Source organism: Actinoplanes sichuanensis, assembly GCF_033097365.1.
Taxonomy (GTDB): Bacteria; Actinomycetota; Actinomycetes; order Mycobacteriales; family Micromonosporaceae; genus Actinoplanes; species Actinoplanes sichuanensis.
In genome coordinates this window covers 10016046-10029095 of sequence record NZ_AP028461.1, presented here as the reverse complement: position 1 = coordinate 10029095, position 13050 = coordinate 10016046, and the positions used below count along the sequence as shown (strand labels likewise).

The 13050-nt window shown below is 71.0% G+C and carries 14 protein-coding genes; 7 read left to right on the top strand and 7 right to left on the bottom strand.

Translation table 11 applies throughout. The annotated features are described in order from the left end of the window. Positions 1–38: 38 nt before the first annotated feature. Together mshD and Q0Z83_RS45985 are read right to left on the bottom strand one after the other, a co-directional pair. Positions 39–920: a mycothiol synthase gene (gene mshD, locus Q0Z83_RS45990; protein WP_317789861.1), complete on the bottom strand. Its 882-nt coding sequence runs from the start codon at positions 918–920 to the stop codon at positions 39–41. A 15-nt stretch (positions 921–935) separates the two neighbouring features. Beyond that, positions 936–1652 carry a winged helix-turn-helix transcriptional regulator gene (locus tag Q0Z83_RS45985; RefSeq protein ID WP_109595296.1) on the bottom strand — a complete coding sequence of 239 codons (717 nt, stop codon included), beginning with the start codon at positions 1650–1652 and terminating at the stop codon, positions 936–938. Between the two features lie 293 nt (positions 1653–1945). Here Q0Z83_RS45985 and Q0Z83_RS45980 point away from each other — a divergent pair, with 293 nt between their 5' ends. The 5 genes from Q0Z83_RS45980 to Q0Z83_RS45965 all read left to right on the top strand — a co-directional run bounded on the left by Q0Z83_RS45980 (position 1946) and on the right by Q0Z83_RS45965 (position 5367). Continuing rightward, the gene (locus Q0Z83_RS45980; protein ID WP_449701870.1) at positions 1946–2938 is read left to right on the top strand and encodes a hypothetical protein; all 993 of its coding nucleotides are present in this window, start codon (positions 1946–1948) and stop codon (positions 2936–2938) included. A gap of 108 nt (positions 2939–3046) precedes the next feature. Further along, entirely contained in the window at positions 3047–3835 is a 789-nt protein-coding gene (locus tag Q0Z83_RS45975) for an LmeA family phospholipid-binding protein (RefSeq protein ID WP_317789859.1), read from the top strand. Positions 3836–3904: 69 nt separating this feature from the next. Further along, positions 3905–3982: an Ms5788A family Cys-rich leader peptide gene (locus Q0Z83_RS55995; protein ID WP_316248150.1), complete on the top strand. Its 78-nt coding sequence runs from the start codon at positions 3905–3907 to the stop codon at positions 3980–3982. Positions 3983–4168: 186 nt separating this feature from the next. Further along, positions 4169–5017, top strand: a complete 849-nt coding sequence (locus Q0Z83_RS45970) for a sulfurtransferase (RefSeq protein WP_317789858.1) — start codon at positions 4169–4171, stop codon at positions 5015–5017. Positions 5018–5019: 2 nt separating this feature from the next. After that, on the top strand, positions 5020–5367 hold the full coding sequence (locus Q0Z83_RS45965; protein ID WP_317789857.1) for a DUF1416 domain-containing protein: 348 nt from the start codon (positions 5020–5022) through the stop codon (positions 5365–5367). Between the two features lie 44 nt (positions 5368–5411). On the opposite strand, the gene Q0Z83_RS45960 is transcribed toward Q0Z83_RS45965, so the two are convergent. Continuing rightward, complete coding sequence (locus Q0Z83_RS45960) at positions 5412–6671, bottom strand: AI-2E family transporter (protein ID WP_317789856.1); 1260 nt, start codon at positions 6669–6671, stop codon at positions 5412–5414. 145 nt (positions 6672–6816) lie between these two features. Between Q0Z83_RS45960 and Q0Z83_RS45955 the strand changes: the two genes are divergently transcribed. Further along, on the top strand, positions 6817–7113 hold the full coding sequence (locus Q0Z83_RS45955; RefSeq protein WP_317797309.1) for a GroES family chaperonin: 297 nt from the start codon (positions 6817–6819) through the stop codon (positions 7111–7113). 7 nt (positions 7114–7120) lie between these two features. Here Q0Z83_RS45955 and Q0Z83_RS45950 read toward each other — a convergent pair whose 3' ends face one another. Both Q0Z83_RS45950 and Q0Z83_RS45945 read right to left on the bottom strand, forming a co-directional pair. After that, on the bottom strand, positions 7121–8953 hold the full coding sequence (locus Q0Z83_RS45950) for a PrsW family intramembrane metalloprotease (protein WP_317789855.1): 1833 nt from the start codon (positions 8951–8953) through the stop codon (positions 7121–7123). 57 nt (positions 8954–9010) lie between these two features. Next, positions 9011–10141 carry an FUSC family protein gene (locus tag Q0Z83_RS45945; protein WP_317789854.1) on the bottom strand — a complete coding sequence of 377 codons (1131 nt, stop codon included), beginning with the start codon at positions 10139–10141 and terminating at the stop codon, positions 9011–9013. Between the two features lie 29 nt (positions 10142–10170). Between Q0Z83_RS45945 and Q0Z83_RS45940 the strand changes: the two genes are divergently transcribed. Beyond that, positions 10171–10809: an HD domain-containing protein gene (locus Q0Z83_RS45940; protein WP_317789852.1), complete on the top strand. Its 639-nt coding sequence runs from the start codon at positions 10171–10173 to the stop codon at positions 10807–10809. Here the strand turns inward: Q0Z83_RS45940 and Q0Z83_RS45935 are convergent. After that, entirely contained in the window at positions 10781–11065 is a 285-nt protein-coding gene (locus Q0Z83_RS45935; protein WP_317789851.1) for a DUF4031 domain-containing protein, read from the bottom strand. The two genes, Q0Z83_RS45940 and Q0Z83_RS45935, sit on opposite strands and share 29 nt — an antisense overlap. Then, positions 11062–12861 carry a glycerol-3-phosphate dehydrogenase/oxidase gene (locus Q0Z83_RS45930; protein WP_317789850.1) on the bottom strand — a complete coding sequence of 600 codons (1800 nt, stop codon included), beginning with the start codon at positions 12859–12861 and terminating at the stop codon, positions 11062–11064. Before Q0Z83_RS45930 ends, Q0Z83_RS45935 begins: the two co-directional genes overlap by 4 nt. Between the last annotated feature and the right edge of the window lie 189 nt (positions 12862–13050).

The following is a 13050-nucleotide window of genomic DNA, read 5'->3' as shown; positions in this document are numbered from 1 at the left end:
AGTCGTGACCTGGGCGAGACAATCGCTTGACCGGGCCGTTATCGGCTGTAGTTCACGTCGGTCTTGAAGACCTCGAACCCGAGACCGTGGTACAGCTTCACGGCGGCCGAGTTCGACTCATCGACGTAGAGGCCGGCGACGGTCAACCCGCCCTCGGCGAGATGCCTCAGCCCGGCCACACTCAGCGCGGCGCCCAGGCCACGCCGGTGCCCGGACGGGTCGACGCCCAGCACATAGATCTCACCGACGGCCGGCTCGTCACCCGACGCCGGATGCACCTTGGTCCAGTGGAACCCGAGCAGCGTGTCGGTGATGTCGACGGCCAGCAGGAACCCGGCCGGATCGAACCACGGCTCGGCCTCCCGGCTCAGCAGGTCGTCGAGAGTCCAGCGGCCCTGCTCCGGGTGACTGGCGAAGGCCCGGGCGTTGACCCCGATCCAGGCCTGCTCGTCGGAGCCCGGCCGGAAGCTCCGCACCGTGACCCCGGCCGGCAACGGGATCTCCGGCAACGGCACGAGCAGGGACCGACGCATCTGCCACAGCACCCGGGCGCGCGTGAAACCGGCGCCCGCGGCGAAGGCGGCCGCCCCCGGATCGTCGCCGTGCGCCCAGAACCGCAGCGGGCCCGGGCCGGCGGCGGTCAGCAGATCGGTGCCGACACCGGCCCGCCGGAACTCCGGATGGACGATCAGCTCGCCCGAGCCGGCCTCCACGAACGCGTAGCCGGCCAGCCGGTCACCGAGGTAGGCCAGGAGATGCACACCCTGGTAGGGAACGTCGCCGCGAACCCGCAGCACGACGTCCTCGGAGAGCGGATAGACGCCGTCGAAGTGCTCTGCGGCCGCGGCCAGGGCCAGCACGTCATCGGCCTGAGACGGCGACAGCCGGTCCGCGGCACGGACCGGCTGTCGACTCGTCATGGAAGGAACTCTAGATCAGACCGGAAGGGAGACCGGCTCGTTGTCCGGCAGCTGACGGCCGGACGGCGGGACCACGAACTTGTAGCCCACCTGGCGGACCGTGCCGATCATCGACTCATACTCCGAGCCGAGCTTGGCCCGCAGGCGACGGACGTGCACGTCGACCGTACGAGTACCGCCGAAGTAGTCGTAACCCCAGACCTCACGCAGCAGCTGGTCGCGGGTGAAGACCCGGCCCGGGTGCTGGGCGAGGAACTTGAGCAGCTCGAACTCCTTGTAGGTGAGGTCGAGCGGACGACCCTTGAGCTTCGCGGCGTAGGTGTCCGGGTCGATGTTGAGCTCACCTGCGCGGATCGAACCGCCGGCGCCGGCGGTCGCGTTGTTGAGGCGGCCGACCGCGAGACGCAGCCGCGCCTCCACCTCGGCCGGGCCGGCGCTGGCCAGGATCACGTCGTCGACGCCCCAGTCCGCGTTCAGCGCGATCAGACCGGCCTCGGTGACGACCGCGACCAGCGGGACACCGATGCCGGTGGCGTGCAGCATGCGGCAGGTGGCACGCGCCTCCGAGAGCTCGGAGCGGGCATCGACCAGGACCGCGTCGGGACTGGGCCCGGAGACCAGCGTGCGCACGTCACGCGGAGCAGTACGAACCGAGTGGGGCAGAAGGTCCAGAGCGGGCAATACGGCAGAGGGCTCACCGGCACGTGCCGTGACCAGCAGAAGGATCTCCACACTCACCTCCGTCCTCGCGGCGTGGAGCCGCTCGGGTGACCCGGTCTGCGAAAGCCACGGGGCTTCGCCACCGGAGAATGGGGCCCGGCGTCACCGACGGGTGGGTTGCGCTCACCTTAACCGATGCATCAGGTCTGACACCCTGGTCGCGCCCGCAAGTGATATAGAGAACGCCCGGTAGGTGACCGAACGGTGGATTCGTAACCAGCCTTTTACCTGAGTGGCGATCTCCCCACGGCAGCGATTGGGACGACGGTCACCGGTCTGGCACGATCGCAGTCGTGTTTCCCTCTATGCCGAACGACGACCCCTGGGACGCCGAGGCCTCTCAGCAGGTCGCCCGCATGAACCCGGGCCGGCCCAAGGCCGGGTTCTACGGCGCCGTCCCCGAGGACGACGAGGAGACGTCACCCTCGTCGGAGCCGGAGGACGAGGAGGATTTCGAAGAGATCCAGATCCTCCCGGTCCGGCCGCAACTGTCGGCGGCGATCGGTGGATTCGCGGTGCTTCTCGCCGTGGCACTGATCGTCGGCAGTCACGTCACCGGGCCGGGCGCGCGGGTGTCGTACGCGATCGTGCTCTTCGGGGTGCAGTTGCTCGGTCTTCTCGCGTGGACCATGGCGCTCCAGCCACCGGCGGCGGGCGCGACCGCCGGAGTGGTCGCGGTGGCCGCACTGGGCGCCGACTATCTGGCCGTCACCGGCGAGCCGGGCGCCCTACTGCCGCTGTTCTGGGTGGGTCTGGGCGGTTTCGCGGCGGCCATCGTGGCCCAGGTGATCCGGGCCGAGGACCGGCAGCGGGCCAAGGACTCGTGGCGGACCACACTGCTCATCGTGTGTGGGGCGATCTCCTACGCGGTGCTGATCACGCTGGTCCGGGAGCCGCTCGGCGCACCGGCGATCCTGATCTGCTGCACCGGCGCCGGGGTGGCCCTGCTGGTCGCCCGGGTCACCGACGCGATCTTCCCCAAGCCGCGGATCGCCGCGCAGGTGCCGCGGGGTGCGACCGGCATCGTGCTCGGCGCCATGCTGGGCACCCTCGCGTCGGCGGTGCTCGGCAGTTACATGGTGCTGCCGTTCGACCCGACCAAGGGTGCGGTCCTCGGCCTGGTCGCCGCGGTGGCCGCGCAACTGGTCGACCTGGCGGTGAATTTCGGCGAGGCGGGCCGCCGGCTGGCCGGTGAGGCGCCGACGTTCTGGCTGGCCCGGCACATGCAGGGGCCGCTCGGCGGGTTCGCGCTGACCGCGGTGGCCACCTATCTGTCAGTACACCTGTACCTCTCCTGACCCTTCCGTCTCGGCAGAGCACTCTTCCGTCTCGGCAAAGCCGTTTCGCTGAACCCTGGGCGCGGGCATGTACGTTCCTCAGGACAGAGCGGTGATTCGGGAGGAACAGTGGCCGAGGTGTACGGATCGGATCGTCCCCGCCGTCGCCGGGGGCGCACCCTACGGGTCGTCGTCCTGACCCTGCTCGTCTTCCTGCTCGTCGGGGTCGTGGTGCTGGACCGTTTCAGCAACTCGTACGCCGAGAACGTCCTCGCCGAGAAGGTGGCCACCGAGGTGGCGAACCAGAAGGCGGAGAGCAGCCGCCCGATCGTCACCATCGCCGGCGTCCCGTTCCTCACCCAGGTGCTGGCCGGGAAGTACGAGGAGATCCGGATCGAGCTGCCCGACTTCAAGGCGCAGACCGGCACCGGCGAGACCGTCCGGATGGACCTGCTGGACATCCGGGCCCGGAACGTGACGGCGCCGCTGAGCGCCCTGCGCGGCGGCGGTGACGTGGTGGCCGGCTCGGTCACCGGTACCGGCACCATCAACTACCAGCTGCTCGCCGAGGCCACCGGCCAGAAGGACCTGAAGCTGGCCGAGAAGGACGGCAAGCTGGTCGGCTCCGGAGTGCTGGCGGTCACACAGACCCAGGAGATCCCGCTGACCGCCGCGGCCGAGCTCAAGGTCACTGACGGCAAGGTGCAGGTTCGTTTCTCCGATGTGAACACGCCGGGTCTGACCGTAAATCCGCTGATCCAGGGTCAGGTCGACGCGTTCATCGAGCAGATGGCCTTCGAACTGGACGTGCCGAAGCTGCCGTTGAACCTGGTGATCCAGGAGTTGCAGCCGCTTCCGGAGGGGCTGCGGGTCACCTTCGGGGCGAGCGACGTCAACCTGGCCGCCGCGGGAGTGTGACGACCGTCCGATCCCGGATCGTGGTCGGACCTGTTCCGAGAGTTGGGCCCGCTGGTAGGGTCGTTTCTCATGAGCCTGTTGCTCACGAAAAGGCGCGCGGTCGACCTGTGCCGCGTGGCCGCGTGCCTGTGTCGTCCCGTCAACTGACGGGGCCACCTCGTGCTGAGCACCTTCTGAAGCTCTAGCTAGGCCAAGGGCACTTACTTGCCCGGCAGTGGCGCCGTCGCACAGCAGCCCGTGATCCCACCTACCGATGGGTCCGCGCGGAGTGCGACAACAGCTCTCTCCGTGCGCTGACTCTCCCTCCACCCACCTTCCACAGGGAGTGAACCGATGAGTCGCGACACCGCACTCGTCTCGGCCGAGTGGGCCGAGCAGAACCTGGAGACCCCGGGCCTCGTCTTCGTCGAGGTCGACGAGGACACCACCGCCTACGACGGCGGCCACATCCCCGGCGCCATCAAGCTGGACTGGAAGAAGGACCTGCAGGACCCGATCCGCCGGGACTTCGTCAACCAGGAGCAGTTCGAGGCGCTGCTGTCCGAGCGGGGCATCTCCAACGACGACACCGTGATCCTGTACGGCGGCAACAACAACTGGTTCGCGGCCTACGCGTACTGGTACTTCAAGCTGTACGGCCACGAGCAGGTCCGCCTGATCGACGGCGGCCGCAAGAAGTGGGAGCTGGACGCTCGCGTCTACTCCAAGGACGTGCCGGTGCGGGCGAAGACCTCCTACACCGCCAAGGCTCCGAACCTGGAGATCCGCGCGTTCCGTGACGAGGTCGTCCAGGCCATCGGCGTGAAGAACCTGGTCGACGTCCGCAGCCCCGACGAGTTCGCGGGCCGCCTGCTCGCTCCGGCGCACCTGCCGCAGGAGCAGTCGCAGCGGGCCGGCCACATCCCGACCGCGATCAGCGTGCCGTGGAGCAAGGCCGCCAATGAGGACGGCACCTTCAAGTCCGACGAGGAGCTCGCCAAGATCTACGGCGAGGCCGGCCTCGACGGCAGCAAGGACACCATCGCGTACTGCCGGATCGGCGAGCGTTCCTCGCACACCTGGTTCGTGCTCAAGGAGATCCTCGGCCACGAGAACGTGAAGAACTACGACGGTTCGTGGACCGAGTACGGCTCCCTCATCGGTGTGCCGATCGCCCTCGGCGACGAGCCCGGAAAGGCCTGATCATGACTGTGCCCACTAGCAATGTGACCGCCGACCTGCCGGCCGGCTGCGCCGCCCCAGACCAGTCCGCGCCCCTCCCCAGCAGCGTGGACCTGGCCAAGGAGACGGTCATCACCGGTGTCGTCCGGAACGCGGACGACGAGGTCGTCGGCGGCGCGTACGTGCGTCTGCTGGACGGGGCCGGCGAGTTCACCGCCGAGGTGGTCTCGTCGCCCGAAGGTGTGTTCCGCTTCTTCGCGGCGCCCGGCTCGTGGACCGTGCGGGCGCTCAGCCGGCACGGCAACGGCGAGCTGGCCGTCGACGCCGCCCGCGGCGTCAACGAGATCGCCCTGAACGTGGCGACCGTCTGACCCACGCTCTGTTGAAAAATGGGGGCCCCTCGGGGCCCCCATTTTCATGCGCCGCCGGTGGTCACCACCTCGGCGTGTGGTGGGACCTCCGGGCGCCGGCGGGACAGCCGGCGGACCGCGGTGTTCAGAACCGCTATCAGCGGTACGGCCACCAGCGCGCCGATGATCCCGGCCAGCACCACGCCGCACGCGATCCCGATGATCACCGCGAGCGGGTGCACCGACACCGCCCGACCCATGATCAGCGGCTGGAGCACGTGTCCCTCGATCTGCTGAACCAGGATCACCGCGCCCAGCGTGATCAGCGCGATCACCCAACCCTCGTCGACCAGCGCCACCAGCACGGCCACCGCGCCGGACACACTGGCGCCGACGATCGGCACGAACGCACCCAGGAACACCAGTGCGGCCAGCGGAAACGCGAACTCCACCTCGAGCACCACCAACGCCAGGCCGATGCCGACCGCGTCGATGAACGCGACCAGCACGGTGGCCCGCACATAGGCGCCGAGCGTGCGCCAGCCGGCGTCACCCGCGTCGGCCAGCGACCAGCGGGCGTTCACCGGGAACAGCCGGACGATGAACCGCCAGATCTGCCGCCCGTCACGCAGGAAGAAGAAGGTCGCGAAGATCACCAGGAGCATGCCGGTGACCAGCTCGGCGATGGTCGCGACGGTGGCGATACCGGTCGAGGTCAGCGCGGCCGTATTCGAGTTCACCCACTCCTGGGCCGCCGCGATGCCCTGCGCCACCTGGTCGTTGGAGAGGTGCAGCGGACCGGTCTTGGCCCAGGTCTGGATCTGGTTGACACCGGCCGCCGCGTTCTCGGTCAGTTTCGGCACACCGGCGATGAACTCGTTCACCACCAGGGTCAGCGTGCCCACGAGCAGGCCGATGCCGGTGACCAGGACGAGGAACGTGGCCATCGAGCGGGGCAGGCGCAGGCGCAGCAGCCAGCCCACCGCCGGGCCGAACAGTGCGGACAGCAGCAGCGCGATGGCCAGCGGGACGACCACGATGCTGACCATGCCGATCAGGCGGAGCAGCGCCCAGCCGATCACGCCGACCACGATCATCCGCCAGCTCCAGGCGGCGGCGATCCGCAGCGGCTGCGGCACGTCGGCGTCGTCGCGACTGTTCGTCGAGGCGTGCACGATCTCCGCGTCCTGCGGGGGCGGGAGGAACTCGTCATACCGGTCCGGCTCGGCCGAACGGTCGGCCCGGGCCTGCCGCACCGACTGCCGACCCGCGTCGTAGGCCTTGGCCAGGTTGTCCCGGACCCGCTGGAAGCGGTTCAACCGCATAACCCCCTCGACCTCGAATGCGCAGTAGCCACGCTAGTACGCGGATGCCCGCATCGCCTTACCCGGCGACGGGCCGGACAGGCGGCGGCGTACCGTCTGCAACGTGAGTGCCGACACCCGTACCGAGACCGGACTGCCGATCCGCATGCTGCACGACCGCGTCCTCGTCCGCCAGGACGGCGGCGAGGGTGAGCGCCGATCGACCGCCGGCATCGTGATCCCGGCCACCGCCACGATGGGCCGGCGGCTGTCCTGGGCCACCGCGGTCGGGGTGGGCCCCAACGTCCGGTCGATCGTGGTCGGTGACCGGGTCCTCTTCGATCCGGATGACCGCTCCGAGGTCGAGCTGCACGGCAAGGGATACGTGCTGCTACGCGAGCGGGATGTGCACGCGGTCGCGGCCAACCGGGTCGAGTCGGACGGCACCGGCCTCTACCTCTGACGCCGCCCTACCACCGCTGCTGCGGCGGCGGCGCGAACGGCGGCTGGCCGTAAGAAGGCGGACCAGACTGCGGCTGACCGAAAGTGGGCGGACCGGACGGCGGCGGACCGTAAGCGGGCGGGCCGGACGGCGGCTGAGCGAACGGCGGCGGGCCGCCGTACGGACCGGTCGGCGCCCCGTAGGGACCGCCGTAGACCGGCGCGGGAGGCGGCGGCAGCACGATCGGCACCGGCATCACCGGCTCCGGTGGGGCCGCGACGGTACGCACCACGCCGTCCGGGAAGGTGATCCGGTAATTCCGCCCGTCCCACCAGGCCGGCGGCGTCTGCGGATCACGGCCGGCGAACGCGGACCGGTAGTTGGTGATCGCGCCCAGCAGCTCCCGCTCCTCGTCGACGGCCCGCTGCAGGTCGATCGGGGTCCGGGGTAGACCGCGGTCCAGGCCGTCACGGATCAGGGCGAGCCTGGTCGCGGCGAACTGGAAGGCACGCATCGCCCGGTGCCCGACCGGCCCGGCCACCCGGCGGGCCCACTCCCGGGCGGCGTGCCGACGACCGAGTGTGCCCAGCGCGGCCACCTCGGCCGGGGCGAACCAGCCGGCCTCCGCGTACCGGAACAGCACGCGCTCGGCCAGACGACCCTCCCAGCTGCGCAGGGCGATCGCCAGGCCGACGACCGCGAAGAAGAACGGCACCATGAAGCCCAGGTAGCCGTACAACATGATCATGGTCTCGCCGGTCGCGGCGGACAGCGTCGGCAGCAGGTTGAAGATGCCGTGCAGCATCATCGCCAGCAGCAGACCGGCGACCGGGGCGAGCCACCTGATGGTCCGGTTACCGGACCGCGCCGAGATGCCCAGGCCGATACCGGCCATCGAGGTGAAGAGCGGGTGCGCGAAGCCGGTGAAGAGGATCCGCACGATGAAGATCAGGAAGACGTTCTGCAGGCCGGTGGCCGGGCCATACTCCGCCTCGCCCGCGGCATAACCGTGGCCGCCCAGGTAGAGCACGTTCTCCACCATGGCGAAGCCGAGCGCGGACAGGCCGCAGTAGACGATGCCGTCGGTCATGCCGGACCACTCGGAGCGCCGCCGCCAGAAGATCAGCAGCGGGCCGAGCAGCTTCATCGACTCCTCGATGAACGGCGCCACCAGCACCGCGACCAACGCGTCGGGCAGGCCGACCTTGTCGAACAGCCAGGCCGAACCGGTGTTCACCAACAGGGCCACCGCGGTCGCGATCGCCGCGCCCCAGGCGAAGCAGAAGACCAGGTACTTCGTCGGCTCCGGCTCGTAGCGGTCCAGCCAGACGAAGGTGCTGGCCAGCAGCGGCACCGGGAGGATGGCGGCGGTCAGGCCGATCGCCAGGCCGGTGATCCCGATGTTGTAGCCGAGGTAGGTGAGCATGCCGATGGCGACGATCGCGATCCCGGCGATCGCGATGGTCATCGGCAGCCAGCGCCGCCAGCCGGTGCGGCGGCCCGGGACGGCGGCTTTCGCCGCGTCACTGAGCCCGGGGTACGGCGGAAGCGGCACCGGGCTACCCGGCGGAACGGTCGTCACCGGCAGCGGCGGAGGCGCCGCGAAAACCGGCTGAGCGGGTGGCTGAGCGGGCGTGGCCTGTGGAACCGAGAAGAACGGCGGAGTGCCGGGTGACGACGGCCGGACCGCCGGCTCCCCGAAGACCGGCGGCTCGAAAGCGAGCGGCGCCGGGGCCGCCGGGGCTTCCGTGGCGGCCGACGAGTCGTTGACAGCCGAGGGTTCCGGCGGCGAGACGGCCGGAGGAACGGACTGCGGGCGGTCGGCGGGATCGGGCGTACCGCTCGGCGAGACATCGGCCATGCCCGCCAGCGTAGTCACCGGATCCCCGCGCGACCGGCCCGAGGAGCCGGAAACCGATCACGAAGGCATCGATCCGGACCGGCCCGGCTTACGGCGCGTCCCGTGCGGCCGCCCCCGCCAGCCGATCGCGTCACGTACCCGACGGGTCGCCTCGGCGTATTCGATCCCGGTCGCGCGCAGCAGATCGGCCACCGCGGTCCGGGTCTGTGCCACCACCACGCCTCCGGAGTAGCCGACCCCGGCCTGGTAGGCGCGCCCCGACTCGGCGACCGCGCGCAGCGCCTGCTCCCGGGCGGCGACCGGCTCGTCACCGCGGTCCCACTCCTGGCGGAGCAGCTCGACCGCGTCGCCGAGGTGACGCACCGAGACCGGCAGCACCTCCGGGATCGGCTCCCGGTCCTCGATCGCGGTCTGGGCCCGGCGCAGCAGCACCCGCACGTTGCGCAGCGCGTAGGTGAGCTGGGCGGCACCGTCCACGTACTGGGCGAGGGCGCCTCGGGCCCGCCACCGGGCCGGCGCGAACGCCACGTTCTCCCGGGCCGCGTCGATGGCCGCGCTGAACGCCGCGAAGGTACCCTCGGCCGCCCGCAGCCGCTCGACCGCGACCCGCACCACCTCGGCGTCGGCGTCGGCCAGGCCCGCGGCCGCGTCGTACAACCCGCCGGTGAACGCCCGCAACGCCGGATCGGCCGACCGGCGGACCACGGTGAGCGGGTTGAGCGGCAGGAGCACGGTCATCACGACGAGGGCGATCCCGCCGCCCACCAGAGCGTCCAGGAAGCGCGTCCAGGGCTGGCCGGTGGTCGAGGTCAGGGTGGCGACCAGCACGGCCGAGGAGGCGGACTGCACGATCAGTGGCGCCCCGCCGCCGACCGCGGTGGCCAGCAGCACCGCGAGCAGCACGATCACGCCGATCTGGATCGGGCCGGCACCGATCAGCAGGATGATCCCGTCACCCAGGCCGATCCCGGCGGCGACCCCGATGACCAGCTCGGAGGTACGCCGTAGCCGCTGCCCGACCGAGGAGCCGAGCGCGATCACCGCGGCGATCGGCGCGAAGAACGGCATCGGGCGGCCGAACAGGTCGTGCGCCACGAACCAGGCGAGACCGGCGGCCAGCCCGGCCTGGACGGCGAGCATCAGCCCCGCCCGGCCCCGGGACAGCGCGGCGGCCAACCGACCGATCATGATCTCAACCTACGTGCCAGGATGCCTCTGTGACATCACTGACCGATGCTTTCCGGTCCGCGGCCCGGGGCGCCGGCGCCACCGCGAGCGACACCGACCTGGACGCCGCCGCGTCGTACCTGCTGGGCCGCTGGAGCGAGCCGCAACGCCACTACCACGACGTGACCCACCTCGAGTCGGTGCTCGAGGTGATCGATCGCTTCGCTCACCTCACCCCCCATCCCGATCGGGTACGGCTGGCCGCCTGGCTGCACGACGCGGTCTACGACCCGCGTGCCCTGGGTGACGCGAACGAGCGGGACAGCGCCGAGTTCGCGGCCGGCCTGCTGCAGAGCCTGGGCGCCCCGGACGAGGTGTCGGCTGAGGTGGCCCGCCTGGTGAACCTGACCGCCGGGCACGCCACCGAGGACGACGACCCGGACGGCGAGTTGCTCTGCGACGCGGACCTGTCGATCCTCGCCGCCGACCCGGAGCGTTACATCAGGTACACGAGCGCGATCCGCCGGGAGTACGCGCACGTGCCTGATGACGCGTTCCGGGCCGGCCGTTCCCGGGTGCTCACCGAGCTGCTGAACCTGCCGTCGATCTACCGCCTGGCGCCGATCCACGAGCAGTGCGAGGAACGCGCTCGCGTCAACCTCAAGACCGAACTGGAAGAGCTGGCCTGACCAGGTGTTTCGGGCGGCGCAGGCCGGAGGCGCGAAGCCGGGCGGTGAGGTCGCGGGACGGCAGCAGAGTGGCGCCGAGCCACAGCGCGCTGCGGAACCGGGCCTCCGGGATGTCGTAGTGGTCCCGGTCGAACCCGCGCCGGGGCACGCCCAGCATCTCCGCGAAGGCGTGCAGTTCGGCGTACGAGACGTCGCTGACCAGGTGCGACCACAGGTGGCCACGCCCCGGCCAGCGGGGCTCGTCGACGAGGATCAAAGCTCGATCTCGAGCAGCGGCATCCTCCGGTCGGCGGCCAGGCCGCGCACGTCCGGCACCCCGATCCGGGCGGCGTCGGCGGTCGCGTCGTCGGGCATGGTCTGCGACTGCCGCTCGGCGGTGACCCGAGCCAGGTAGTGCTCGACCTCCTTCTGCCGGACCGTGGCGTCCCACCCGAGGGCGTCGCCCATGATCTGGGCGGCGTGCTCGGCCGACTCGGCGCCCCGGTGGGCGGTCTCGATCGAGATCCGGGTCCGCCTGGTGAGCACGTCGTCGAGATGCAGGGCGCCTTCGGCGAGCGCCGCGTACGCCACCTCGGCCGCCAGATACTCCGGGGCACCGGCGAGCGGGACGGCGAGCTCGGGTTGGGCGGCCATCATCACCAGCAGGTGGACGGTCAGCGTTCCGTACCGCTCCAGGAGATGCTCGACGACGCCCGCGGTGACGCCGTGCCGCCGGGCGATGTCGTGCCTGTCGCGCCAGGCGGCGGCGTAGCCGTCCGCGCCGAGCAGCGGCAACTCGTCGGTACGGGACTCGCCGACCGGGTCGCCGAGGCGGCGGACCGCACGGTCGACGACGTCGGCCGCCATCACCCGGTACGTCGTGTACTTCCCACCGGCGACCAGCATCAGGCCGAGCATCGGCTCGACCACCGCGTGCTCGCGGGACAGCTTGGAGGTGGAGTCGGCCTCGCCGGAGAGCAGCGGCCGCAGACCGGCGTAGACACCCTCGATGTCGTCGGTGGTGAGCGGCCGGTCCAGCACCGCGTTGACCTGATCCAGCAGGTAGCGGATGTCACGTGCGGAGGCCGCCGGGTGGGCCCGGTCGAGCTGCCAGTCGGTGTCGGTGGTGCCGATGATCCAGTGGCCGCCCCACGGGATCACGAAGAGCACACTCGTCGCGGTCCGCAGGATCAGCCCGGCCTCGCCGGTGATCGCCGAGCGGGGCACCACCAGGTGCACGCCCTTGGAGGCCCGCACCCGGAAGCCGGGACGCACCCCGACGTCGGTGAGCATCTGCGACATGTCGTCGCTCCACACCCCGGTCGCGGCGACCACGGTGCGTGCCCGTACCTCGAAGGGCTCCTGATCCGGGGCCTCCAGGTCGCGCACGCGGACGCCGACCACCTGCCGGGCCTCGCGGACGAAGCCGACCACGCGGGCGCTGGTGGCGACGGCCGCCCCCAGGCTGGCCGCGGTCCGGGCCAGGTTGACCACCAGACGGGCGTCGTCGACCTGGCCGTCGAAGTAGCGGATCGCGCCGGCGATCTTGTCGGCGCGCAGGCTCGGGAACAGGTGCCGGGCGCCGTCCCGGGTCAGGTGCCGGTGCAGGGGCATGCCCCGGCCGGAGCCGAAGATCCCGGCGAACGCGTCGTAGGCGGCCACGCCGAGCCCGTAGTAGCCACGCTGCCAGGCCCGTTTCGGCAGGCCCGCGCTGGGCAGCGGAACCAGGATCGGCACCGGGCGCACCAGGTGCGGGGCGAGCCGGGTGGCCAGCAGGCCGCGCTCGGTCAGGGCCTCGTGCACCAGGTGCAGCTCCAACTGCTCCAGGTAGCGCAGGCCGCCGTGGATCAGCTTGCTGGACCGGCTGGAGGTGCCGGCGGCGAAGTCGCGGGCCTCGACCAGGGCCACTTTCAGGCCCCGGGAGGCCGCGTCGACGGCGGCGCCGGCGCCGGTGACCCCGCCACCGATCACCAGGACGTCGAACTGTTCGTCACGCAGCCGCCGCAGGTCGGCCGTGCGACGGATCGGAGAGAGACGGCCGGCCGCGTATCGGGAGACGGAGGGATCACGCACCCGTCCCACGTTAGCGCTTCGGCCGTTCACCCCGGCGAGGGAATTCTCCGGGCCGGCCACGCTCGTGGCGGCTCTGCAACCTGACGGGCAATGTTCTGCCCCCGATTTGCACTCATCCGTTTCTAGCGTTTGCAGTTCGCGGCCCCCCACCGCTTCCCGCCCCCGCGGATCCCCCCACCCAGGATGCGA

Coding starts and splice junctions, on each gene's coding strand:
- Q0Z83_RS45980 (WP_449701870.1), top strand. CDS start 1,946: ATGCCGAACGACGACCCCTGGGACGCCGAGGCCTCTCAGCAGGTCGCC.
- Q0Z83_RS45945 (WP_317789854.1), bottom strand. CDS start 10,141: ATGATCGGTCGGTTGGCCGCCGCGCTGTCCCGGGGCCGGGCGGGGCTG.
- Q0Z83_RS45970 (WP_317789858.1), top strand. CDS start 4,169: ATGAGTCGCGACACCGCACTCGTCTCGGCCGAGTGGGCCGAGCAGAAC.
- Q0Z83_RS45965 (WP_317789857.1), top strand. CDS start 5,020: ATGACTGTGCCCACTAGCAATGTGACCGCCGACCTGCCGGCCGGCTGC.
- Q0Z83_RS45955 (WP_317797309.1), top strand. CDS start 6,817: ATGCTGCACGACCGCGTCCTCGTCCGCCAGGACGGCGGCGAGGGTGAG.
- Q0Z83_RS45960 (WP_317789856.1), bottom strand. CDS start 6,671: ATGCGGTTGAACCGCTTCCAGCGGGTCCGGGACAACCTGGCCAAGGCC.
- Q0Z83_RS45950 (WP_317789855.1), bottom strand. CDS start 8,953: ATGGCCGATGTCTCGCCGAGCGGTACGCCCGATCCCGCCGACCGCCCG.
- mshD (WP_317789861.1), bottom strand. CDS start 920: ATGACGAGTCGACAGCCGGTCCGTGCCGCGGACCGGCTGTCGCCGTCT.
- Q0Z83_RS55995 (WP_316248150.1), top strand. CDS start 3,905: ATGAGCCTGTTGCTCACGAAAAGGCGCGCGGTCGACCTGTGCCGCGTG.